Source organism: Streptomyces varsoviensis, assembly GCF_000718635.1.
In the GTDB taxonomy this organism is placed as follows: Bacteria; Actinomycetota; Actinomycetes; order Streptomycetales; family Streptomycetaceae; genus Streptomyces; species Streptomyces varsoviensis.
On the sequence record NZ_JOBF01000002.1, the window covers coordinates 367,196 to 389,727 of the forward strand.

Sequence of the window (22,532 nt, forward strand, 5' to 3'; positions counted from 1 at the left end):
GCCGCCTTGCCGAAACCAGCCAACTGTGTCTAGCGTACGCAATGCTTTTAGTGTCCGCTGGACACAGTTGACTGAACAGGGACTCCCATGACCTCCACGACCCGGAACATCCTCATTTCCGGCGCCGGTGTCGCCGGCCCGGCGCTGGCCTACTGGCTCGCGCGCTACGGCTTCGAACCCACCGTCGTCGAACTCGCCGACGCCCCGCGCGGCGGCGGCCAGGCCGTCGACTTCCGCGGCGAAACGCACCTGACCGTCCTCGACCGCATGGGCGTCCTGCCCGAGCTGCGCCGCCTCGGGACCGGCGGCAGCCCCATCCGCTTCGTCGACGCCGCAGGCCGCGAACTCCTCTCCCTGCCCGCCGAGTTCATGGGCGGCGACGTGGAGATACCTCGGGGAGACCTGGCCCGGATGCTGTACGAACGCAGCCTGCCCCGCACCGCGTACCGCTTCGGCGACTCGATCACCGGCCTCGCCGAGACCCCCGCCGGGGTGCGGGTCACCTTCCGGCACGCTGCCCCGCGCACGTACGACCTCGTCATCGGCGCGGACGGGCTCCACTCCAACGTCCGCGCGCTCGCCTTCGGCCCCGAGCGGCAGTACGTCCGACACCTCGGCCACTACGCCGCCACCTGGCAACTCCCCAACCACCTCGGCCTGGCACGCGGCTCCATCGGCTACAACGCGCCCGGCCGCCTCGCCTCCGTCGGCGTGGGCCACCGCGACCCCGAACGGGCCGGGGCGTTCTTCGTCTTCGCCGCGCCGGAGTCGACCTATGACCGCCAGGACCCCGAACAGCACAAGCGGCTCGTCGCCGACGCCTTCGCCGGACTCGGCTGGGAGGTGCCCCGCCTGCTCGACTCCCTGCGTCACGCCCCCGAGCTGTACTTCGACTCCATCAGCCGCGCGGACGTGGACCGCTGGTCCAAGGGGCGCGTAGCGCTCGTGGGCGATGCCGCGTGCGGCGCCACCATCGGCGGCATGGGCACGGGAACCGCGATCGTCGCCGCCTACGTGCTCGCCGGCGAGCTGGCCCGCGCCGCAGGCGACCACGTCACGGCCTTCAGCCGCTACGAGTCCATGCTGCGCGACTACGCGCGGGGCTGTCAGAAGGGCGGCGACCGCACCGGGCCGTTCCTCGCCCCCGCCACCGCCGCCCGGCTGCGGATGCGCAACGCACTGCTCTCCCGGCCCTTCTTCCTGAACTGGATGCTGCGGCAAGGGCGCGAGGTCAGCACCGTGGCCCTGCCCGACTACTCCGCCTTCGACGCGGCCGACATGACCGGAGCGGCCGTCGCCGGTTCCACCGCCGGTTCCACCGCCGGTTCCGTCGCCGGGGCGGACCGGCCCGTACGGTCGTCCCACCGCGACGAGGCGCCGTGATGCTGATCGCGGGGCGACCGCCGACAGCGGGCGGTGACGCGAGGTCAGCCCACGTCGTCCTCGCCCTCCCCTCCCGTCACCAGTAGCGCCTCCGCGCCCACCGGCGCGAACCCGGCCGCGAGCAGGGCCCGTACGCTCGCCGCGTTGCCCGGCGCGACCTGGGCCCACAAGGGCTCGCCGCCCGGGACCAGATGGCGCGCGGCCGTCGCGAGTCGCCGCCCGAGGCCGGTGCCCCGGGCTCGCGGGTCCACCTCGACGGCCAACTCCCAGCGCCCCGCGACGCCGCGGCCGAGCAGGACCGTGCCGCCGGGATGCGTCCACGCCCGAACGTCATCCCGGTGGCGTAACGCCCGTACGATCCGCGGGTGATCGCGGTCGCGCGCGGGAGCGAGCGCGGTCGCGAGCGGAGGCGGACCGGGGAGGGCCGGGGCGACGGCGAGCAGGTCGATGTTGTCCACCGTCCGGCCCATCCGGGCGCACAGGGCGGTCAGAAAGGGCGGGTTGAGCGGGGCGGAGAGGTCTCCCGGCGGCAGCCGGCCCCGCACCCAGTCGGCCTCGGTGTCGGCGAAGACCACGGTGTGACCCGTCACCGCGAGGACCCCGCAGTCCCGGCGCGAGGGCTGCGGCACGACGTCGACGCGGCCGTCGGAGGGCGGGAAGACCCCCTTCGCCAGGTCGGTGAGCAACGAGGCGAGCGGGTTCATCCCACCCCCGGACCGGGAAACGGCATGGGGCTCCTCAAGGGCCGAGCGGGCACTGTCCTACCGCGCTCAAACTACCCTCGGCCACTGACAGCGGGGTTGGCCGCCCCGTCAGCCCCCCGTGAGCCCCCCGTCAGCCCACGCGGCCGTAACTGACGCTCCGTGACCAGATCTTCTCCAGGCGCACCACCGTCCCGCTCTTCGGCGCGTGCCAGATCCGGCCCTTCCCGGCGTAGATGCCCACGTGGTAGACGCCGCCGCGGGAGTGGAAGAAGACCAGGTCCCCGCTCTTGCGGGCGGAGGAGGAGACATGCCGGGTGCGGTTGTACTGGCCGGCCGCCGTGCGGGGCAGCCGCTTGCCGACGCGCTTGAACGAGTAGAGGGTCAGGCCCGAGCAGTCGAAGCGGTAGGGGCCGGCCGCCCCGTAGCGGTAGGGGGAGCCCTTCTTCGACGCCGCCACGCGCAGCGCCTTGGCGGACGCCGAGGCGGCTTCGGCCTCGTAGGCGCCGCTCGGCAGGAGGTTGGTGGCGCCGAAGGCGGCCAGGGTGAGTACGGAGGCGGCGCCGGTCCTGGACAGCAGTCGGGGACGTGTGTGCGCTGTCATGCGCGACCCTTCGTCAACCGCCTGTGAAGGGTGACCTGTCGGGTTCGGGCTGGCGAAGTTGCCCGGCCGCCACGGCGGCTTCACCCCGAGGGAGTCACCTCGTCGTACCTCGTCGATCTCGTCGATGAGGCGACCCCCGCCGTGCTCGGGTCCTCCACTCCTGCCGATGCACTCCTGTCGACCAGACGCCCGGTACGGCGGCAGGACTCGGCGTCCGCCCGGACCGCCCCGCGGAGGCGGGGGCTTGTCGTCTCAGGGATCTTGGCGCATGCCTGGTACGAATTCCGAGCGGAAAACGCCTTATGTGAGGCTGATCACGACTGACCTGTTCGGGTGGACACGCGGAGATCCCGTTCCGTGTCCCGAAGCGTACGCAGCCCGGCACCAGCGGCGCGGTATCGCCGCCCGACCCGTACCCGCGCGTGTCGCGCAAATCGATCACTGCGTACCGTCCAGGCCCGCCTACGCCTATCGAGGGATGGGCGGTGAGCTGTCTGCGGGTCAACGCGTCGGCCCCGGTGGGAGCGAGATCCGGCCGGTCCGCCGCTCCCCGTCCAGTACCCGCATCGCACGCGCCAGCGTCGTCGCGTGCAGTTCGCGCTCGCCACGCTCGTGCATCACGGCCAGCGCGTCACGCAGCTCGGCGGCCTTGGAGACCAGGGCCTGCGCCGCGCGCAGGGCGCCGTAAGTGTCGTGCCCCCGCGCCGGATTGGCGCGGCCCAGCAGGTCGGCGGCCTCCAGATAGCGGTCGACGAGTTCGCTCTCCGCGCGCGTCAGCGAGGGCAGCGGCGGCAGTTCCGGCGGCAGCACCGGGGCTCACCGGGCGCCCGGCGCGGCGGGACCGGGCGCGCCGGTTCCGGTCTTGCGGCTGCTGACGAGGTGATCCACCAGGCCGTACGCGACCGCGCCCGCGGCGTCGAAGATCTTGTCGCGCTCGATGTCCGCGGCGACTTGCTGGGCGCTCTGCCCGGTGTGCCGTACGAGCATCCCCTCCAGTTGCTCGCGGGTGCGCAGCAGTTCCTTGGCGTGGATCTGGAGGTCGGAGGTCTGCCCCTGGATCGGCTCGCCGAAGGACGGCTGGTGGATGAGGACGCGGGCGTTCGGCAGCGCGAACCGCTTGCCGGGCGTGCCCGCCGCCAGCAGGACGGCCGCGCTGGACGCCGCCTGGCCCAGACAGCCCGTCTCGATGTCGCACGACACGTAGCACATCGTGTCGTAGATGGAGGTCATGGCGGAGAACGAGCCGCCGGGGGAGTTGATGTAGAGCGAGATGTCCTGGTCGGGCGCGGCGTGTTCGAGGTACATGAACTGCGCGATCACGTCGTTGGCCGAGGTGTCGTCGATCTGGGTGCCCAGGAAGATGATCCGTTCGGAGAGCAGCTTGGAGTACGGGTCCATGGTCCGGGCCCCGTTGCTGGTGCGCTCGGTGAACTCGGGAAGGACGTAGCGGGCGGTGGGTCCGGTCATGGCTGCACCTTTCGTCTGCGCTCGCGCGCGCCGACGGGCCGTGTGTCACCTCTGTAAAAAATGTACAGGATGTACGTCCCGTTATGATGGGGAGCATGGCCTACGAGATTCCGGTGACGCAAGCCCGCGCCGAGCTGGCGGAACTGATCAACCGCGTCGTCTACGGCGGCGAGCGCGTCGTCGTGACGCGCCACGGCAAACCCCTGGTCGCCCTGGTATCCGCCGCTGACCTGCAACGACTTGAGCAGGAGGAGACGGCGGCGGAGGACGAGGTGATCAGCACGGTGTCCGTGACGCGCCCCTTGACGTCCGCTCCGGGCGAACGCCAGCGCTTCGGCATCGCGGCACACCACCGCGGCCCGGACACCGGTGACCGGCGTCCGGGCCGCGAGAGGTGACGGCGCGCTGGGGGGGCGTCAGGAACTGAGCTCCCAGACGGCGTTCGCGATCGCGTCCGTGTTCGTGTCGAGCGCCTTGTCGTCGATGTTCTTGAGGGTGTCGCAGGAGCGGTGGTAGCAGGCGTCGAACTCCTCGCCGGCGGTGCCGCCCCACTGGGCGGCCTGCCGCTCCGTCTTGGTCCGCTCGCCGCCGGAGTACAGCCCGCCGACCTTCACGCCCCGGTCCTTGAACGGCGCGTGGTCGGAGCGCCCGTCGCCCTCCGTCTCCGGCTCGGTCGCGATCTTCTTGGCCGCGAACCAGTCGGTGAAGACCTTCTCCAGGCGCGCGTCGTCGTCGTACACGAAGTAGCCGGGGTTGGGCGAGCCGATCATGTCGAAGTTGAGATAGCCGTCGATTTTCGCGAGGCCGTCCGCGCCCAGGGCGTCGACATAGTGCGAGGAGCCGACCATGCCGGCCTCCTCGTCGCCCCACCACGCGAACCGCAGGTGCCCCGCGGGCTTGAGGTCCGCCTTGGCGACGGCGAGCGCGACCTCCAGTATCCCGGCCGCGCCGGACCCGTTGTCGTTGATGCCCGGCCCGGCGTCGACCGAGTCCAGGTGCGCGCCCGCCATGACGACCTTGTCGGAGTCGCCGCCCGGCCAGTCCGCGATGACGTTGTACCCCTTGGCGCCGCCGCTGGTGAACTCCTGGAGTTTCGTGGTGAACCCGGCCGCCTCCAGCTTGGCCTGGATGAAGTCCACGGACGCTTTGTATCCGGCGGTGCCGTGGGCCCGCGTGCCGCCGTTGGCGTCGGCTATCTTCTGCAACTCGCCGAGGTCCGCCTTGACGGCCGCGCCGTCGATGTCGGGCGCGGAGAGGGTACGGGCGGGGGCGGCGGTGGGGGGCGACGCCTGGGCCCCGGCGGCCGAGCCGAGCAGAGCGGCGACGAGGGCGGTGCAGGCGCCGGCGGCCAGCGCGGCACGGCGCAGCGGTGACGTTGTGACAGCGGTGAACACAGTGGGCTCCGTAACTGAAGTGGGGGGTGGTGCGGAGCAATTGATGCGGACATGAGGATTTAAGGTTCGCCGCGATCCGTCAAGAGCGATTAAAGAACAGCCTGTTCCGCGGAACGGACGCGAGCGGACGCGAGTGGACGCAAGGAGGCGCGGCGAGGGCACGGCAGGGACGCGGTGGGGACGCAGAGGGGGACACGGCAGGGACGCAGAAGGGACACGGCTGGGACACGGCGGGACGGCCCGCCGCCGACATCGGTCCCGTGCCCGGTGGGACGGCGCCCCATGCCCGGTAAGGCGACCACCACCTGACCAGCGGTCGGACGGTGGAGCGGCCCCCTGGGCGGGTATGACACTGATGCGGGCATGACCGGCCGGCTCGGCACGGCCCCGGTCTCACGTCCCGCACCCATCCACGCGCCCGCGCCGGCCCGCGCCGTCGCCAGCCGCGTCACAGCCATGCCCGCACCCGGCCACAGGGAAGGGGCCGTCATGCCCGCAGGACCACAGAAATATCCCGGCGCGTCCACCGCACAGTGGTGGCAGTCCAGATGGGGCGGCGACCCCATGGAGGTCAACACCGTCGTCTGGCACTCCACCGAGGGCACCGGCCTGCCCGACTACGCCGGGGGCTCGGTGGCGCCCAACTTCACCGCGCTGCCCGACTTCGACGCACAACGGCTGAACTGGCACCAGCACTTCGACTTCGACACGTCGTCGCGGGCGCTCGCCAACAAGCCGGGCGGCGTCGAGACCAACACCCTCAACGTCTGCCAGGTCGAGATAGTCGGCACCTGCGACCCGGCCGCGCACGGCAAGTGGACCGTGCGCCACCTCTACACCCCCGAGCTGCCCGACTGGGCGTTACGCGACCTCGCCGCCTTCGCGCGGTGGGCCCACGACCAGCACGGCGTGCCGCTGGCCAGCGGCGTGACGTTCAAGGCGTACCCCGGCTCGTACGGGGCCAACGGCGTGCGGATGGGGGCCGCGAAGTGGAACGCCTTCCGCGGGCACTGCGGCCACCAGCACGTACCGGAGAACGACCACGGCGACCCCGGCCTGCTCCCGATGGCCGCGATCCTCGCGCGCGCCGGCGAGGCGACCGGGGCCCCGTAGCGCACCCGCCGCAGGCCGCGAGGCCAGGAGGCCGTCGAGGCCGTCAGGCAACCGGGCGGCGAGGCCGCGCCCACCACCACACCGCGGAAGGAGAAGAGAAGTGCCGTACACCCTGGGCGAGATCAGCAACCAGGGCCAGGAGCTGGTGCCCAACTCCTGGAAGACCCTGACCATCAACCGCGTCGACCTGATATCCGGGGCCGGTTCGTACACGGCCACCGTCTATCTGACGCTCGAAGCGCCCGCCGGGGCCACGATCCAAGGCCGCTTCTACCACCGCCGGGCGAACGGCTCCCGCTGGGACGGCCCGATCGTCGAACGGCTCACCACGCCCGGCCTGTCCTTCGTCGACTTCACCCACACCGGCTCCATCAGCAAGGGCGAAACGGTCCGCTTCGAGGTCAGCTACGGACCCGACGCCCTCGACGACACCACCCACGCCCTGCTGCACACCGCCCGCGCCCGCGGGCTCTACTGGAAGTGAGACCCCCATGGCCCGACTGCCCCGCCTCCTCCTCGACATCGCCGAGCGCACCGTCGCCGCGTACGTGACGACCCTCGTCGGCCTCCTCCTCGCCGACGGCTTCGACCTCACCAGCATCCCCGCCCTCAAGGCCGCGGCGATCGCCGCCCTCCCGGCCGCCCTCTCCGTCCTCAAGGGCGCGATCGGCGGGCTGGCCGGCGACAAGGCGAGCGCCGCCTGGCTGCCGCGCCGCAGCAGCCAGGCCCCACCGAACGGAACGTGACCCCGCGGCACCGCGCCGCCCGCGTCACGGCGGGCTCTCGTCTCGCCCCGACCTCCTGGGACGGTACGCCGACGGGTTCGGCGGACCGTCCCGTTCCCGCGCTCCCCACCCGCCTCGCGTCCGGACGCGCATGTCAAAGACATCGATGTCACAGGATTCCTGACAGCTTTGGCTATGGATGCGCAAAGCGTCAGTTAACGCGGTGGAAAAGCTTGAGTATTAACCTGCAATACCGGTCGCGAGACGGAGAACCGCAGGTCAAGTCCGGATTCTCGACCGATATGGTCCAACTGCGTTCAGTCGGAACGACGCGGTCCACGCACCACTCGCCTGCCCGCCTACCGGCCGGAACGCGGGTTCCTCCTGCCCAATTGTGAGCGGAGGAAGGAACGACAGTGAGGTGGGACGCGTGCAACTTTCCCCGCACGAACAGGAACGATTGCTGATCCACGTGGCGGCCGACGTCGCCGAGCGGCGCAGGGCCCGCGGGCTGCGGCTCAACTACCCCGAGGCGGTCGCGCTCATCACCGCGCACATCCTCGAAGGCGCCCGCGACGGCCACAGCGTCGCCGAACTGATGGCCTCCGGCCGCAAGGTGCTCTCCCGCGACGAGGTCATGGACGGCATCCCCGAGATGATCCACGACGTGCAGGTCGAGGCCACCTTCCCGGACGGCACCAAGCTCGTCACCGTGCACGAGCCCATCGCCTGGCAGGGGGAGCGGACCGCATGATTCCCGGAGAGATCCTCTTCGCCGACGAGCCCGTACGTTTCAACGAGGGCCTCCCGCACATCAGCCTCACCGTGCTGAACGCCGCCGACCGGCCCGTACAGGTCGGCTCCCACTACCACTTCGCCGAGGCCAACCCCGGCCTCGACTTCGACCGCGCCGCCGCGTACGGCAAGCGGCTCGACATCGCCGCGGGAACCGCCGTCCGCTTCGAACCGGGCATCCCCGTCGAGGTCGACCTCGTGCCCATCACGGGCAAGCGCATTGTCGAGGGCCTGCGCGGCGAGACCGGAGGACCCCTCGATGTCTGAGCTCACCCGCCCCGCCTACGCCGACCTCTTCGGCCCCACCGCCGGCGACCGCATCCGGCTCGCCGACACCGACCTCGTCGTGGAGATCGAGGAGGACCGCTCCGGCGGCCCCGGCCACTCCGGCGACGAAGCGGTCTTCGGCGGCGGCAAGGTCATCCGCGAGTCGATGGGCCAGTCCCGCGCCACCCGCGCCGAGGGCGCCCCCGACACCGTGATCACCGGCGCCGTCATCCTCGACCACTGGGGCATCGTCAAGGCCGACATAGGACTGCGCGACGGCCGGATCACCGGCATCGGCAAGGCCGGCAACCCCGACACCATGGACGGCGTCCACCCCGACCTCGTCATCGGCCCCGAGACCGAGATCATCGCCGGCAACGGCAAGATCCTCACCGCCGGCGCCATCGACACCCACGTCCACTTCATCTGCCCGCAGGCCGTGGACGAGGCCCTCGCCTCCGGCATCACCACCCTGGTCGGCGGCGGCACCGGCCCCGCCGAGGGCAGCAAGGCCACCACCATCACCCCCGGCTCCTGGCACCTGGCCCGGATGTTCGAGGCGCTGGAGGGCTCCCCGATCAACATCGGGCTGCTCGGCAAGGGCAACACGATGTCGTACGACTCGATGCGCGACCAACTGCGCGCGGGCGCCGTCGGCTTCAAGGTCCACGAGGACTGGGGCGCCACCCCGGCCGTCATCGACGCCTGTCTGAACGTCTGCGAGGAGAGCGGCGCCCAGCTCGCCATCCACACGGACACCCTCAACGAGGCCGGATTCGTCGGCGACACCCTCGCCGCCATCGGCGGGCGCTCCATCCACGCCTACCACACCGAGGGCGCGGGCGGCGGCCACGCACCGGACATCATCACCGTGGTCTCCGAGTCCAACGTGCTGCCCAGCTCCACCAACCCCACCCGGCCGCACACCGTCAACACCGTCGAGGAACACCTCGACATGCTGATGGTCTGCCACCACCTCAACCCGGCCGTCCCCGAGGACCTCGCCTTCGCCGAGTCCCGCATCCGGCCCAGCACCATCGCCGCCGAGGACTTCCTGCACGACCTCGGCGCGATCTCGATCCTCTCCTCCGACGCCCAGGCCATGGGCCGCATCGGCGAGGTCGTGCTGCGCACCTGGCAGACCGCGCACGTCATGAAGAAACGCCGCGGCGCCCTGCCCGGCGACGGCCGCGCCGACAACCACCGCGCGCGCCGGTACGTTGCCAAGTACACGATCAACCCGGCCGCGGCCCAGGGCCTCGACCACGAGATCGGCTCCGTGGAGACCGGCAAGCTCGCCGACCTCGTGCTGTGGGACCCGGTCTTCTTCGGCATCCGCCCGCAGCTCGTCATCAAGGGCGGGCAGATCGCGTACGCGCAGCTCGGCGACGCCAACGCCTCCATCCCCACCCCGCAGCCGATCCTGCCGCGCCCCATGTTCGGCTCGGTCGGCCGGGCCCCCGCGGCCACCTCCATCAACTTCGTCACCCAGGCGGCGATGGACGACGGCCTCCCCGAACGGCTCGGCCTCGGCAAGCGGTTCGTCCCGATCCAGTCCACCCGCGGCGTCTCCAAGGCCGACATGCGCAACAACGACGCCCGGCCACGCGTCGTGGTCGACCCGGACACCTTCACGGTCACCATCGACGGCGACCCCGTGGAACCGGCGCCGGCCGCCGAACTGCCCATGGCCCAGCGTTACTTCCTGTTCTGATATGGCCATCCACCACGTGACGGCCCCCGTCGCCGGGGCGGCGGCGCGGACCCGGCCGCCGGAGCCCTTCAAGGAGCGCGCCGCCCGCCCGCCGGAGCCCGGGCCCGTACGCAGCGGGCGCCCGCCGGAGCCCTTCGGGAACCGGGCCGCGCGCCCGGCGGGCAGCCGCGCCGCCCTGCTCGTCCTCGCCGACGGCCGCTTCCCGGCCGGCGGGCACGCCCACTCCGGCGGGGCCGAACCGGCCGTCAAGACGGGCCGGGTCAGGGACGCCGCGACGCTGGAGGAGTTCTGCCGGGGCAGGTTGCACACCGCCGGGCTCACGGCCGCGGCGCTCGCCGCCGCGGCCGCCGCGGGACTCGACCCGCTCGTCCTCGACGAGGCGGCGGACGCCCGTACCCCCGCGCCCGCGCTGCGGGCCGCCGCCCGCCGCCTCGGCCGGCAGATGATGCGCGCCGCGCGGGCCGCCTGGCCCTCGCCCGAGCTGGACGCCCTCGCGGCGGCCCGGCCGCGCGGCGCCCACCAGCCCGTCGTGCTCGGCCTCGCGGCCCGCGCGGCCGGGCTCGCCCCGCTCGACGCCGCGTACGCCAGCGCCTACGAGGCGGTGAGCGGCCCGGCGACCGCCACCGTGCGGCTGCTGAGCCTCGACCCGTTCGACGCCACCGCCGTCCTCGCGCACCTCGCCGTCGACCTCGACCAGGTCGCCGGGACCGCGGCGGAGGCGGCGGCCCGCGCCGTACGGGAGGGCGCGGAAGCGCTGCCCGCGCCCTCCGCGCCGCTGCTCGACATCACCGCCGAACAGCACGCGACCTGGCCCGTACGGCTCTTCGCCTCATGACCGCCGCTTGACCATCGATCGCACCACCTGAACCACCCACAGAGAACACCAGGAGCGACATGCACCTCGACCACGGCAACGACTTCCCCGAGCGGCACACCCACAGCGCCGAGGCGATCCGCCCCGACGGCACCCGCCGCGCGCTGCGCATCGGCCTCGGCGGCCCGGTCGGCACCGGCAAGACCGCCACCGTCGCCGCGCTGTGCCGCGCCCTGCGCGACGAACTCTCCATCGCCGTCGTCACCAACGACATCTACACCCGCGAGGACGCCGAGTTCCTGCTCCGGGAGGCCGTGCTGCCGCCCGAGCGGATCAGCGCGGTGGAGACCGGCGCCTGCCCGCACACCGCCATCCGCGACGACATCTCCGCCAACCTGGAGGCGGTGGAGGACCTGGAGGACCAGGTCGGGCCGCTCGACCTGGTCCTGGTGGAGTCCGGGGGCGACAACCTCACCGCCACCTTCTCGCGCGGCCTCGTCGACTTCCAGATCTTCGTCATCGACGTGTCCGGCGGCGACGACATCCCGCGCAAGGGCGGCCCCGGCGTCACCACCGCGGACCTCCTCGTCGTCAACAAGACCGACCTCGCCCCGTACGTCGGCGTCGACCTGGAGGGCATGGCGCGCGACGCCAAGGCGCAGCGCGGCGACCTCCCCGTCGCCTTCACGTCCATCAAGGCCGAGGGCGGGGTGCGGCCCGTCTCGGACTGGGTGCGCGAGCGCCTCGCCGCCTGGACCGCGGAGAACGCGGCGGCGTGAACGCCATGACCGTACCGACCGCCCCGCCGCCGGCGGCCCTCGCCACCGGATTCGGCGTACGGGCCGCGGCGCGGGTGGTCGCCGTCCCGGACGGGCGCGGCTCCACCGGCCTGCCCGTGCTGGAGGGCGAGGGCCCCTTCGCGCTGCGCCGGCTGCGTTCGGCCGGCCGCGAGGCCCGCGCCTGCCTGGTGGGGGCGATGAGCGCGCCGCTCGGCGGCGACGCGCTCGCGCTCTCGGCCACCGTCGCCGACGGGGCGGCGCTGCGCTTCACCACCACCGCGGCCACCATCGCGCTGCCCGGCCGCACCGGCGCCCCCGCCGCCTACGACACCCGGCTCGACGTGGGGGAGGACGCCGTGCTGCGCTGGCTCCCCGAGCCGCTGATCTCCGCGGGCGGCAGCGATCTGCGCATGACGACCCGGATCGACCTCGCGCCGAGCGCGCGGCTGGTCTACCGCGAGGAACAGGTGCTGGGCCGCGCGGGCGAGGACACCGGGCGGCTCGTCACCCGGCTGACCGTGCGCCGCGCGGGCCGTCCGCTCTTCGACCAGGAACTGGCGTACGGGCCGGGGGCGCCCGGTTGGGCGGGCGGCGCGGTGCTCGGCGGGTACGGGGCGGTCGGCCAACTGATCGTCGTGGACCCGGCGTTCGAGGAGCGCCCCGTGGAGCGGACGCTGCTGGGCGAAACGGCCGTCCTGACCCCGCTGGCGGGGCCCGCCGCGCTGGTCACAGCCGTCGCACCGGACGCTCTGTGCCTGCGCCGTCACCTGGACGCGGCGGCGAATCTTATGGATTGGTAAAGAAACACCTGTGCGATCTGTCCATGTGGGTGACAGAGACGAAAGTATTCCCTCGCAGCTCCGTGATCATCGCCGTCCCCGGAGGCGGCGCACCCAGCAGGGGGAGTTCCTTCGTGAGACGTACAGCGATACTCGGCGCGACCGGCACCGTGGTGACCGGCGCGCTGATAGCCGGGTTCATGGCCGCCCCGACCGCCTCCGCCGGCGAGCGCTCGCACGACAACGGCGCCCGCGAGGCGTACGGCGTACGGGTGGCCGCGGCCCAGGCGGCGAAGACCGGCATCAAGTGGCAGGACTGCCCCGCCTCCTGGGGCCTCGCGGCCCCCATCCAGTGCGGCTATGTGACGGTCCCCGTCGACTACGCCAAGCCGCACGGCCGCACGATCAAGATCGCCGTGGACCGCGCCCGCGCCACCGGCGACGCGAACGAGCGCCAGGGCTCCCTCGTCTACAACCCCGGCGGCCCCGGCGCCTCCGGGATGCAGTTCCCCGCCCGGGTCACGAAGAAGAACCCGCTCTGGACGAAGAGCTCCAAGGCGTACGACTTCGTCGGCTTCGACCCGCGCGGCGTCGGCCACTCCGCCGCCATCTCCTGCGTCGACCCGCAGGAGTTCGTCAAGGCGCCCAAGGCCGACCCGGTCCCCGACAGCGAGGCCGACAAGCGCGCGCAGCGCAAGCTCGCCAAGGAGTACGCGGACGGCTGCAAGGAGCGCAGCGGCGCGATGCTCCCGTACATGACGACGCCGAACACCGCCCGCGACCTCGACGTGCTCCGCGCCGCCCTCGGCGAGAAGAAGCTCAACTACCTGGGCGTCTCCTACGGCACGTACCTGGGCGCCGTCTACGGCACGCTCTTCCCGGACCACGTCCGCCGCATGATCGTGGACAGCGTCGTCAACCCGGCGCAGTCGAACATCTGGTACCAGGCCAACCTCGAACAGGACGTGGCCTTCGAGAGCCGCTTCGCCGACTGGAAGAAGTGGGTCGCCCAGCACGACTCCGTCTACCACATCGGCGACACCCCGGCGAAGGTCCAGCGCGCGTGGGAGAAGCTGCGGGCCACCGCCAAGAAGAACCCGATCGGCGGGGTCGTCGGCCCGGCCGAGCTCATCGGCTACTTCCAGAAGGCCCCGTACTACGACTCGTACTGGATCCCCGTCGCCGACGCGTGGAGCAAGTACCGCGCGGGCGACGAGAAGCCGCTCGTCGCCGCCGCCGGACCCGACATGTCCGACACCGCCGGCAACATCGCGGCGGAGAACAGCAACGCCGTCTACACCGCCGTCGAGTGCGCCGACGCCAAGTGGCCGACGAGCTGGAACAAGTGGAACCGCGACAACACGCGGATCGACAAGAAGGCCCCCTTCATGACCTGGGCCAACGCCTGGATGAACCTGCCGTGCGCCACCTGGGGCGGCCCGCAGCGGACCCCGGTGAACGTCACCTCCCACAAGGGCCTGCCGCCGGTCCTCATCGTGCAGAGCACCCGTGACGCCGCGACGCCGTTCGCCGGCGCCGTCGAACTGCACAAGCGGTTCAAGGGCTCCCGCATGATCATCGAGAAGGGCGCGGGCTCGCACGGCGTCACCGGCCTCCTCAACCCCTGCATCAACAGCAAGGTCGACGCCTACCTGGTCGACGGCAAGACCGACCCCAGGGATGTGACGTGCACCCCGCACGCCACCCCGGAGCCGAAGGCCGCCGCGGCCAAGTAACACCCCGCCGGAACGCCGTGCCCCCGCCCCTTTCGCGACGAAGGGACAGGGGCACGGCGCATTCGTATCTACAGCGGCTCGACGCCCAGCAGGCGCGCGGTCTCCGCCAGGTCGGCGGTGTACGTGCTCGGGGGAGCGGCGACCCGGCCGGCGGGCGCGGGAGAGCGCAGGCTCTCGGCCGCGGCGGCGGTGCGCGCCGCGTCCCGGCCGACGAGGACGACGCGCTGCCCGGCCGCGACGAGGTGACGTGCCGTCACCAGACCCAGCCCCGAACTGCCGCCGGTGATCACGGTGGTGGCCATGGTGCTCAGCCCCGTTCCTCGCGGTGGTGGCCTTCGGCGGCCGGTGCCGACGGGGAGCCGTCGGCCACCTCGCGCAGCAGGGCGTGCAGGCGGAGCCGGCTGTCGCGGTCGAGCCGGGCGAACGGCGAGTGCTCGGCGCTGTGCCGGATGACGCCGTCGCGCAGCGCGCACCCCTCCTCGGTGAGCTGGACGACCTTCACCCGGCGGTCGGTGGGGTGCGGCACGCGGCGGACCAGGCCGCGCTTCTCCAGCCGGTCGATCATCGAGGTGGCCGTCGAGGCGTCGCACCCCAGCCGGTCGGCCAGCCGGCGCCGGTCCGGTGAACCCCGGTGCCGAAGCCCGGTCAGGAGGGCTGGGCGGGGCGGGCGCGGAGATGGGCGCGCTCGCCCTGTTTGCCGAAGATGACGAGGAGTTCGACGGGCTGGTCGTCGTCCGGCCCGAGCCAGTGCGGTACGTGCGTGTCGAACTCCGCCACCTCGCCGGGCGCCAGCACCAGGGACCGCTCCCCGAGGTGCAGCCGCAGCCTCCCGTCGAGCACGTACACCCACTCGTAGCCCTCGTGCGTCTTGAGGTCGGGCTCCCCGGTGCTGGGGCGGATGACGAGCTTGTGCGCGTGCAGCCCGCCCGGCCTGCGGCTCAGCGGGACATAGGTCATGCCGCCCTGTGTGACCGGGCGCAGATAGACCCGCGGGTCGCCCGTCTCGGGGGCGCCCACGAGCTCGTCCAGCGACACGCCGTACGCGCGGGCCAGCGGCAGCAGCAGCTCAAGGTTGGGCTTGCGCCCGCCGCCTTCCAGACGCGAGAGCGTGCTCTCGGAAATGCCGGTGGACTCCGCCACCGCGGCCAGCGTGACGCCGCGCCGTCGGCGCAGCTCCCGAAGCCGGGGCCCGATGGCCGTCAGCGCCTGTTCGATTCGGTCCATGCCTCTACCTTGCCGAAATGGCATGAGGCTTTGCAACCCTCCGCGCGGGGCGGCGGGGCGGTCTACGCGGGCGGCCGGTCAGCGCATGAGGGCGCCGCCGTTGATGTCGTACGTCGCGCCGGTGATGAAGGAGTCCTCGGCGGAGAGGAACACGGCGAGCCGGGCGACGTCCTCCGGGGTGGCGATCCGGCCGAGCGGCACCTGGGCGGTCATCTCGGCCAGGGTCTCGGGGGAGACGGAACGCACCATGGGCGTGTCGATCATCGCGGGCGCCACGGCGTTGACATTGATGCCGTGGGAGGCCAGTTCGGCGGCGAAGACGCGGGTCAGCGAGATCAGCCCCGCCTTGGTCGTGCCGTAGGCGGCACCCGTGGGCCGGGGCGCCTGGCCCGCGATCGAGGACATGTTGACGACGCGCCCGAACCCCCGCTCGCGCATGTCGGCGGCCACCATGCGCGTGAGGAAGAACGCGGCCCGCAGATTGACCGCGAACACGTCGTCCCACTCCTCCGGCGTGATGTCCCAGAGCGACTTGACCAGCGGCCGGGCCGCGTTGTTGACCAGTACGTCCACGGGGCCCCACTCGCTCGCGGCGCGGTAGCCGGCGGCGAGGGCGTCGAGGTCGCGCAGATCGGCGTGGATCGCGAGGGCGCGCTCCCCGCTCGGGTCCACCTCGGCGACCAGGGCGCGGTTGCGCTCGTCGTCCACGTCGAGCGCCGCGACCCGCGCGCCCTCGTCGTGGTACGCGCGGACCAGGGCGGCCCCGAGCCCTTGGGCGGAACCGGTGATCAGGACGGTGCGTCCGGCGAGGCCGGTGGGGAGCATGTGGCGGGTCCTTTCAGGAGCTGCGGTGCGGGGAGGCGGCGGAGGGGAAAGGGGCGCGGGGGCCGTCAGCGCGTGCCGAAGAACAGCGGGCGGCCGAGCCGCGCCTCGACGCGCAGGTAGCGCCACAGGCGGCTCTCGCCGACCGGCGTCTCGCGGACGATGCCGCAGACCTCGGCGGCGGTGGCCACGTCGGGCACGTCGGCGAGGATGTAGGAGGTCCACGGCCAGCCCGGCGTCGCGCCGACCATGAGCTGGTCGTCGTCGAGGGTGCCGAGCACCGTGATGCCGAAGCGCTCGGCGAGCCGGTCGAAGGCGGGCGTGATCGCGGCGGCCACCGCGGCGCGCTCGTCGTCACCGGCGTTGAAGAACTCCTGGGTGACGGCGATGCAGAACAGTGTCCGCAGCGGCGCGCCGCCGCCGTCCTGCCCGGGGCCGCCGGCCGCGGGCGCCGGGGTGGTGGGGGAGTCGGTGGTCTCGTGCACGGCGTCTTCCGTCTCTGTGGGGGAGCGGCTCCGCGGGAGCGCTCGGCGGGCGGTGGCTGCGTGCCCGGCGGCGCGGCCGGGGGCGGGGAGGCGCCCAGGGCGCGGCGTTGCACCGCCAGAACATTTACAGGATCATCGAAATGACAGTCCGCACGCTAACACCCAGTTTGAGAGATCTCTAAATGTCTCCCTCCGCGCGCACGCCGGCCGCGCCGCCCACCGACTCGCCGCCGGCCGACGCCGACCAGCCCGACACCGCCGACCTGTGCCTCGGCGCGCTGCTCCAGGCGTTCAGCGAGCCCCTGCGGCAGCACATCGTCCGGCGGCTGGCCGTGGAGCTGGAGGTGGGCTGCGGCGACATCGAACTGCCCGTCACACGGGCCACCGGCTCGTACCACTTCCGAGTCCTGCGGCAAGCGGGCTGGACGCACACGCGGCGGATCGGGCGGGAGCGCTACATCTCCCTGCGGAGCGCCGACATCGAGGAGCGCTTCCCCGGGCTGCTGCCGGCGCTGCTCAAGGCGGCGGAGGCGGACGAGGCGCGCAGGCGGGGCCGGGGTCGCGGCTGAGGCCGGCCCGCCGGGCGCCCCCGTGTCCGCCGTCTTGCCCCTCCGTGGTGTCGCGATATAGCGTGAGTGCGAAGTTGGGTTCGTATCGCTGAGGAGACCGTCCATGCCCGATCACGCCGCGACGCCGGAGCCGGTCCGCGAGCCCGCACGACCCGCCGCCCAGGCCCCCGCGGCCCAGGCACCCGCCGTCCCGGCGCCCGCCGCTCAGGCCCCCGCCGTCCGCGCCTCCGACCAGGAGCGGGACGCCGCCGCGGCGCTCCTCGCCGACGCGCTCGCCCTCGGCCGGATCTCCGCCGAGGAGCACTCCGACCGCCTGGAGGCCGTCTACCAGGCCCGCACCCGCGCCGAACTCGTGCCGCTCACCGCGGACCTGCCCGCCCCCGAGCCCGGCCGGGCCCTCGCCGACCCCGTCGACAGCGAGCCGCTGACGGCCCTCTTCAGCAAGATCCGGCGCGGCGGCCAACTGCCCGTGCCCCCGCACTCCGTCGTGCACGCGCGGTTCGGCGCGGTCGTCCTCGACCTGCGGCACGCCGTCTTCACCCGGCGCGAGGTCGTGATCGACGCCAACTCCTTCTGCGGCAAGATCGAGATCCTGCTGCCCGACGAGGCGCAGGTCTACGACACCGGCACCGCCCTCTTCGGCAAGCGCTCGCTGCCCGGCAAGCCCCCGCAGGGCGGCACGGAGGGCCCGGTGGTGCGCATCACCGGACGCTCCGTCTTCGGCCATGTGCGGCTCATGCGGAACTTCAAGTGGCCTTGGCGCGAGTGGCGTTGAGCCAGGCGTCCTCGGTCGCGTAGTCGAAGAGCCCCGGGTAGACCCCGGCCAGCACCGGGAACGCCGTACGCCAGTCCCGGGCCGCCAGTTCCCGGGTCAGCCACTCCACGGTCGGCGGCAGCGACTCGGCATAGCCCGTCACCGCCCGGTAGCCCAGCTCCCGTTCGGCCGCCGACGTGTCGAACACCACCGGCCGCTCCACACTCCACGGTGTCTCCCCGACGCCCGGCCGCGGGGGCGCCCCGTCGACCGGCACCATCTCGCTGCGCACCCCCATCACCGCGTCGACCGCCGCCGAGATCTCCGCCACCGACGGCGCCTCGGGGTCGCCGGTGTTCAGCACCCGCGATCCGGGCCGGGCCGCCGCGAGCCGCACCAGCTCCGCGAGATTGTCGACATGAACGGTGTGGAAGCGGCTCTCGCCGCGCCAGGCGAGCACGCGCACCGGACGGCCGTCCAGCGCCCGCTTGACGAAGTACAGCTCCCGGGGCAGCGGGCTGTGCGGGCCGTGGATGGCGCCCGCCCGCAGCAGCGTCGTCGGCAGCCGGTCGCCGGCCGCCAGCAGCTCCTGCTCCAGCGCCGCCTTCCTCGTGCCGTACGTCTGATCGCTCGGCGCGACCGTGCGGCACGACTCGGTGATCGGCACCGGATAGGCCGGGAAGCCGTCCGGTTCGCCCTGCGTGTCGAAGCTCCGGCCGCGCTCGTCCTCGTACACCGCGCCGCTGGAGATCACCACGGCCGACCCGACGCGGTCCGCCAGTCCCCGTAGCTGCCGCGCGTGCTCCCGCCCGTACGCGACGCAGTCCAGCAGGACGTCGCACCCGTCCCCGAGGGCCGCCCCGAGCGCCGCGCCGTCCTCCCGGTCCACGGCCACCGCCTGTACGTCCCCGGGCCAGCCCGCGTCCCGGCCGGCGCTCCTCGACGCCGCCCGTACGCGCCACCCGTCGGCCGCGAGCGCGCGCACCGCCACCCTTCCGATCTGCCCGGTCGCGCCGAGCACGAATGCCGTTCCGTTCGCCATGGCCGGGACGGTACGGCCCCCGCGAGCGGCGCGCCCACCCCCTTACGCCGTGCGCTGATTCGCCGTCAGCGCAATGGGGTCAGCGCGAGGGCCGCCCGGACCGCCGCGTCTGATCGGCCTTCTTCGCCTCGGTCGCGTACTGATCCACGTACTCCTGCCCGGAGAGCCGCAGGATGGCGTACATGATCTCGTCGGTCACGGCCCGCAGCGCGACGTGCTCGTCGCTCAGCCCCACGAACCGCGAGAAGTCCAGCGGCTCCCCGAACCGGATCGTCACCGGCCGGATCCGGGGCAGGGCCCGGCCCGGCGGCTGGACCTCGAACGTGCCGACCATCGCGCACGGCACCACCGGCACCCCCGCCCGCAGCGCCATCGCCGCGACGCCCGTACGCCCCTTGTACAGCCGCCCGTCATGCGACCGGGTGCCCTCCGGATAGACGCCCAGCAGCCGGCCCTTGCCCAGCACCGCCAGCCCCGAGCGCAGCGCGGCCTGAGCCGCCTTGCCGCCCGAGCGGTCCACCGGGATCTGCCCGGCGCCGCGGAAGAAGGCCGCCGTCAGCCGGCCCCGCAGCCCCCGGCCCGTGAAGTACTCCGACTTCGCCAGGAACGTGATTCTGCGCGGCAGGATCACCGGCATCAGGAAATGATCGGAGAACGACAGGTGATTTCCCGCGACAATCGCCGCGCCGTCGTCCGGGATATGGCCGATCCCCTCGATTCTCGGCCGGAACAGCAGCCTGAGCGGCGGCCCCAGGAACACGTATTTGAGCAACTGGTAGAACACGGCGGCAGCCTCCCCCTCTTGCCCCCTCTTCCGCCTTCTTCCCCCTCTTCTGGGGTTCCCCCCTCAGTTCCCGCGCGCCACCACCACCCCCACCGTCAGCAGCCCCAGCACCACCCACGTGAACCACAGCCAGCCGTTGCTGCCCAGCGCCACGCTGTAGCCGGTCACCACGACCAGGCCGCCCACCGTCATCGCTGCCATCGTCCGTGCAGATCCGGGCATGTTCCGCACCTCCCTCAGGCGGCCCGGCCGGGAAAACGCGAGGACCGCGGTCAGGGGACCATCGTCACCCCGCCGCGGTCCTCACCGCCAGACGGCTACTGCCCGCCGCGCGCCTGAAGCGTCGCGAGATAGGCGTTGTACGCCGCCAGCTCCTGGTCGCCGCTGCGCGCCTCCATCCGGTCCGAGCGCCGCGCCTGCCGCTGCTCGGACTTGTACCACTGGAAGACCAGCGCGATCAGCACGACCACCGAGGGGATCTCGCTGAACGCCCACGCGATGCCGCCCGCCGCCATCTGGTCCGACAGCGGATCGACGCCGAGCGAGGCCGCCGGATGCATATATGTGCCGATCATCGGCTGCGACGCCATCATCAGCGCGATGCCGAAGAACGCGTGGAACGGCATGCCCGCGAACAGCTCCAGCATCCGCATCACATAACCCGGCCGGTGCGGCCCCGGGTCCACGCCCATGATCGGCCAGAAGAACACCAGACCCACCGCGAGGAAGTGCACCATCATCGCGATGTGCCCGACCCGGCTGCCCATGAGGAAGTCGAAAATAGGCGTGAAATACAGCCCGTAAAGGCTCGCGATGAAGATCGGAATCGTGAATACGGGGTGCGTGATGATCCGCATGTAGCGGCTGTGCAACAGCGCCACCAGCCATTCGCGCGGGCCCTTCCGGCCGCGCGCCGCCGTGGGCAGCGCCCGCAGCGCCAGCGTCACCGGCGCCCCCAGCAGGATCAGGATCGGGGAGAGCATGCTGATGACCATGTGCTGCACCATGTGCACGCTGAACATGACCATGCCGTAGTCGTTCAGCTTGGTGCACATCACCAGCGCCACCGTGAGGACGCCGATGACGTACGAGACCGTGCGCCCCACCGGCCACTCGTCGCCGCGCCGCCGCAGCCGCACCACGGCCCAGCCGTAGAGCGCGAGCCCCAGCAAGCAGCCGACCATGAAGAAGGCGTCGCCGCTGAACTCCAGGCTCCGTCCCAGCGTGAACGGCGGCAGATCCATCATCATCATGCCGTGACCGCCGTGGTCCATCCGCTCTCTCCTACTTCGTACCAATGCGCCCGCACCAGACTAGAACCGCCCCCGGCCGGGGGTCCGGCCGGGGGCGGCTTTCGGCGCTGATCACGTCCGTAACGGCGCTGATCACGTCCGTAAAGGTGGGAACGGACGAAAACGGCGCGAGGTCAGCTCGCGGTACGGGTCACAGCACGCACTCCACCTCGCCGTACCGCTCCGCCGGCACCGTCTTGAGCGTCTCCACGGCCTCCGCCAGCGGCACCAGCGTGATGTCCGTGCCGCGCAGCGCCGTCATCATCCCGAACTCGCCGCGGTGCGCCGCCTCCACCGCGTGCCAGCCGAACCGGGTCGCCAGCACCCGGTCGTACGCGGTCGGCGTGCCGCCCCGCTGCACATGGCCCAGGATCACCGGACGCGCCTCCTTCTCCAGGCGCCGCTCCAGCTCGACCGCCAACTGGCGGGCGACGCCCGCGAAACGCTCGTGCCCGTAGACGTCGGTACCGCCGATGTCGAAGTCCATCGACCCCTCGCGCGGCTTCGCGCCCTCCGCGACCACCACGATCGCGAACTTCTTGCCCGCCGCGAAGCGCGCGCCCACCAGCGCGGTCAACTCGTCGATGTCGAACGGCCGCTCCGGCACGACGATGGCGTGCGCGCCCGCCGCCATCCCCGAGTGCAGGGCGATCCACCCCGTGTGCCGCCCCATCACCTCGACGATCAGCACCCGCTGATGCGACTCCGCCGTGGTCTTGAGCCGGTCCAGCGCCTCGGTCGCGACGCCGACCGCCGTGTCGAAGCCGAACGTCACATCCGTCGACGCGATGTCGTTGTCGATCGTCTTGGGCACCCCCACGATGGGCAGCCCCGCGTCCGACAGCAGCCGCGCCGCCTTGAGGGTGCCCTCGCCGCCGATCGGGATGACCGCGTCCAGCCCCAGGTCCCGGACGTGGCCGCGGGCCCGCTCCACCCCGTCGCGCAGGTGCGCGGGCTGCACCCGGGACGAGCCGAGAATCGTTCCGCCGCGCGCCAGGATGCCGCCCACCGCGTCCAGGTCCAGCTTGCGGTAGTCGCACTCCAGGAGCCCCTTCCACCCGTCGTGGAAGCCGATGACCTCGTCACCGTGGTCGACGACCGCGCGGTGCACGACGGACCGGATGACGGCGTTCAGGCCGGGGCAGTCGCCACCGGAAGTGAGCACACCAATTCGCATGGCAGGAAAACCTTTGCAACAGGGCCGGATGACCGGACCCCGTCGTCCGGCTGGATCATCCCCGCCACCCTACAAGCGCGGGTGGCGGGAGAACCGATCCGTCCGTCATACG

General features: G+C 72.4%; 29 protein-coding genes and 1 riboswitch. Of the genes, 14 read left to right on the top strand and 15 right to left on the bottom strand.

Annotated elements, in window-relative coordinates; all coding sequences use genetic code 11:
* Positions 1-87: 87 nt before the first annotated feature.
* A complete protein-coding gene (locus IF55_RS04165; RefSeq protein WP_078643578.1) occupies positions 88-1,383 on the top strand; it encodes an FAD-dependent monooxygenase in 1,296 nt (431 codons plus the stop codon).
* A 44-nt stretch (positions 1,384-1,427) separates the two neighbouring features.
* On the opposite strand, the gene IF55_RS04170 is transcribed toward IF55_RS04165, so the two are convergent.
* The 4 genes from IF55_RS04170 to IF55_RS04185 all read right to left on the bottom strand — a co-directional run bounded on the left by IF55_RS04170 (position 1,428) and on the right by IF55_RS04185 (position 4,155).
* Positions 1,428-2,087, bottom strand: coding sequence for a GNAT family N-acetyltransferase (locus tag IF55_RS04170; protein ID WP_030874277.1), 660 nt, complete (start codon positions 2,085-2,087; stop codon positions 1,428-1,430).
* Between the two features lie 130 nt (positions 2,088-2,217).
* Entirely contained in the window at positions 2,218-2,688 is a 471-nt protein-coding gene (locus IF55_RS04175) for a C40 family peptidase (RefSeq protein ID WP_030874275.1), read from the bottom strand.
* 3 nt (positions 2,689-2,691) lie between these two features.
* A riboswitch (cyclic di-AMP (ydaO/yuaA leader) is annotated at positions 2,692-2,869 on the bottom strand.
* 320 nt (positions 2,870-3,189) lie between these two features.
* A complete protein-coding gene (locus IF55_RS04180; RefSeq protein ID WP_030874272.1) occupies positions 3,190-3,498 on the bottom strand; it encodes a hypothetical protein in 309 nt (102 codons plus the stop codon).
* 6 nt (positions 3,499-3,504) lie between these two features.
* Positions 3,505-4,155: an ATP-dependent Clp protease proteolytic subunit gene (locus tag IF55_RS04185; protein WP_030874270.1), complete on the bottom strand. Its 651-nt coding sequence runs from the start codon at positions 4,153-4,155 to the stop codon at positions 3,505-3,507.
* Between the two features lie 95 nt (positions 4,156-4,250).
* Between IF55_RS04185 and IF55_RS04190 the strand changes: the two genes are divergently transcribed.
* Entirely contained in the window at positions 4,251-4,553 is a 303-nt protein-coding gene (locus tag IF55_RS04190; RefSeq protein ID WP_030874268.1) for a type II toxin-antitoxin system Phd/YefM family antitoxin, read from the top strand.
* A gap of 18 nt (positions 4,554-4,571) precedes the next feature.
* Here the strand turns inward: IF55_RS04190 and IF55_RS04195 are convergent, their stop codons facing one another.
* Entirely contained in the window at positions 4,572-5,549 is a 978-nt protein-coding gene (locus IF55_RS04195) for a M28 family metallopeptidase (RefSeq protein WP_245661049.1), read from the bottom strand.
* A gap of 489 nt (positions 5,550-6,038) precedes the next feature.
* On the opposite strand from IF55_RS04195, the gene IF55_RS04200 reads away from it, so the two are divergent.
* The 10 genes from IF55_RS04200 to IF55_RS04245 all read left to right on the top strand — a co-directional run bounded on the left by IF55_RS04200 (position 6,039) and on the right by IF55_RS04245 (position 14,271).
* Positions 6,039-6,662, top strand: a complete 624-nt coding sequence (locus IF55_RS04200; protein WP_048831549.1) for a hypothetical protein — start codon at positions 6,039-6,041, stop codon at positions 6,660-6,662.
* Positions 6,663-6,762: 100 nt separating this feature from the next.
* Positions 6,763-7,146: a hypothetical protein gene (locus IF55_RS04205; protein WP_030874260.1), complete on the top strand. Its 384-nt coding sequence runs from the start codon at positions 6,763-6,765 to the stop codon at positions 7,144-7,146.
* Positions 7,147-7,153: 7 nt separating this feature from the next.
* Positions 7,154-7,408, top strand: coding sequence for a holin (locus IF55_RS04210; RefSeq protein ID WP_030874258.1), 255 nt, complete (start codon positions 7,154-7,156; stop codon positions 7,406-7,408).
* Positions 7,409-7,817: 409 nt separating this feature from the next.
* Entirely contained in the window at positions 7,818-8,141 is a 324-nt protein-coding gene (locus IF55_RS04215; protein ID WP_030874255.1) for an urease subunit gamma, read from the top strand.
* Complete coding sequence (locus tag IF55_RS04220; protein WP_030874253.1) at positions 8,138-8,449, top strand: urease subunit beta; 312 nt, start codon at positions 8,138-8,140, stop codon at positions 8,447-8,449. The genes IF55_RS04215 and IF55_RS04220 overlap by 4 nt, the downstream gene beginning before the upstream one ends.
* Complete coding sequence (locus tag IF55_RS04225; RefSeq protein ID WP_030874251.1) at positions 8,442-10,163, top strand: urease subunit alpha; 1,722 nt, start codon at positions 8,442-8,444, stop codon at positions 10,161-10,163. Before IF55_RS04220 ends, IF55_RS04225 begins: the two co-directional genes overlap by 8 nt.
* Before the next feature lies 1 nt (position 10,164).
* The gene (locus tag IF55_RS04230; protein ID WP_078643581.1) at positions 10,165-10,998 is read left to right on the top strand and encodes an urease accessory protein UreF; all 834 of its coding nucleotides are present in this window, start codon (positions 10,165-10,167) and stop codon (positions 10,996-10,998) included.
* A gap of 59 nt (positions 10,999-11,057) precedes the next feature.
* Positions 11,058-11,756, top strand: a complete 699-nt coding sequence (ureG, locus tag IF55_RS04235; protein ID WP_030874248.1) for an urease accessory protein UreG — start codon at positions 11,058-11,060, stop codon at positions 11,754-11,756.
* 5 nt (positions 11,757-11,761) lie between these two features.
* Positions 11,762-12,556: an urease accessory protein UreD gene (locus tag IF55_RS04240; RefSeq protein ID WP_037962389.1), complete on the top strand. Its 795-nt coding sequence runs from the start codon at positions 11,762-11,764 to the stop codon at positions 12,554-12,556.
* A 113-nt stretch (positions 12,557-12,669) separates the two neighbouring features.
* A complete protein-coding gene (locus tag IF55_RS04245; protein WP_030874246.1) occupies positions 12,670-14,271 on the top strand; it encodes an alpha/beta hydrolase in 1,602 nt (533 codons plus the stop codon).
* 68 nt (positions 14,272-14,339) lie between these two features.
* Here IF55_RS04245 and IF55_RS04250 read toward each other — a convergent pair whose 3' ends face one another.
* From IF55_RS04250 to IF55_RS04270, 5 genes are all read right to left on the bottom strand, one after another.
* Positions 14,340-14,573, bottom strand: coding sequence for an SDR family NAD(P)-dependent oxidoreductase (locus IF55_RS04250; RefSeq protein WP_030874245.1), 234 nt, complete (start codon positions 14,571-14,573; stop codon positions 14,340-14,342).
* Positions 14,574-14,578: 5 nt separating this feature from the next.
* Positions 14,579-15,019, bottom strand: a complete 441-nt coding sequence (locus tag IF55_RS04255) for a MarR family winged helix-turn-helix transcriptional regulator (protein WP_078643644.1) — start codon at positions 15,017-15,019, stop codon at positions 14,579-14,581.
* Entirely contained in the window at positions 14,917-15,495 is a 579-nt protein-coding gene (locus IF55_RS04260) for a helix-turn-helix domain-containing protein (protein WP_030874240.1), read from the bottom strand. Before IF55_RS04260 ends, IF55_RS04255 begins: the two co-directional genes overlap by 103 nt.
* Before the next feature lie 78 nt (positions 15,496-15,573).
* Entirely contained in the window at positions 15,574-16,320 is a 747-nt protein-coding gene (locus IF55_RS04265; RefSeq protein WP_030874237.1) for an SDR family NAD(P)-dependent oxidoreductase, read from the bottom strand.
* A 65-nt stretch (positions 16,321-16,385) separates the two neighbouring features.
* A complete protein-coding gene (locus tag IF55_RS04270) occupies positions 16,386-16,802 on the bottom strand; it encodes a hypothetical protein (RefSeq protein WP_078643584.1) in 417 nt (138 codons plus the stop codon).
* A gap of 182 nt (positions 16,803-16,984) precedes the next feature.
* Here IF55_RS04270 and IF55_RS04275 point away from each other — a divergent pair, with 182 nt between their 5' ends.
* Positions 16,985-17,371, top strand: coding sequence for an ArsR/SmtB family transcription factor (locus tag IF55_RS04275; RefSeq protein WP_030874232.1), 387 nt, complete (start codon positions 16,985-16,987; stop codon positions 17,369-17,371).
* Between the two features lie 103 nt (positions 17,372-17,474).
* Positions 17,475-18,146, top strand: coding sequence for a DUF1707 SHOCT-like domain-containing protein (locus IF55_RS04280; RefSeq protein WP_106980304.1), 672 nt, complete (start codon positions 17,475-17,477; stop codon positions 18,144-18,146).
* On the opposite strand, the gene IF55_RS04285 is transcribed toward IF55_RS04280, so the two are convergent.
* From IF55_RS04285 to IF55_RS04305, 5 genes are all read right to left on the bottom strand, one after another.
* On the bottom strand, positions 18,118-19,167 hold the full coding sequence (locus IF55_RS04285) for an NAD-dependent epimerase/dehydratase family protein (protein WP_030874228.1): 1,050 nt from the start codon (positions 19,165-19,167) through the stop codon (positions 18,118-18,120). The genes IF55_RS04280 and IF55_RS04285 overlap by 29 nt on opposite strands.
* Before the next feature lie 79 nt (positions 19,168-19,246).
* Positions 19,247-19,951, bottom strand: coding sequence for a lysophospholipid acyltransferase family protein (locus IF55_RS04290; RefSeq protein ID WP_030874226.1), 705 nt, complete (start codon positions 19,949-19,951; stop codon positions 19,247-19,249).
* 63 nt (positions 19,952-20,014) lie between these two features.
* Positions 20,015-20,173, bottom strand: coding sequence for a hypothetical protein (locus IF55_RS39670; protein WP_030874224.1), 159 nt, complete (start codon positions 20,171-20,173; stop codon positions 20,015-20,017).
* A 95-nt stretch (positions 20,174-20,268) separates the two neighbouring features.
* Complete coding sequence (locus IF55_RS04300) at positions 20,269-21,225, bottom strand: cytochrome c oxidase assembly protein (RefSeq protein WP_030874223.1); 957 nt, start codon at positions 21,223-21,225, stop codon at positions 20,269-20,271.
* A gap of 169 nt (positions 21,226-21,394) precedes the next feature.
* A complete protein-coding gene (locus IF55_RS04305) occupies positions 21,395-22,420 on the bottom strand; it encodes a 6-phosphofructokinase (protein WP_030874222.1) in 1,026 nt (341 codons plus the stop codon).
* Positions 22,421-22,532: the final 112 nt, after the last annotated feature.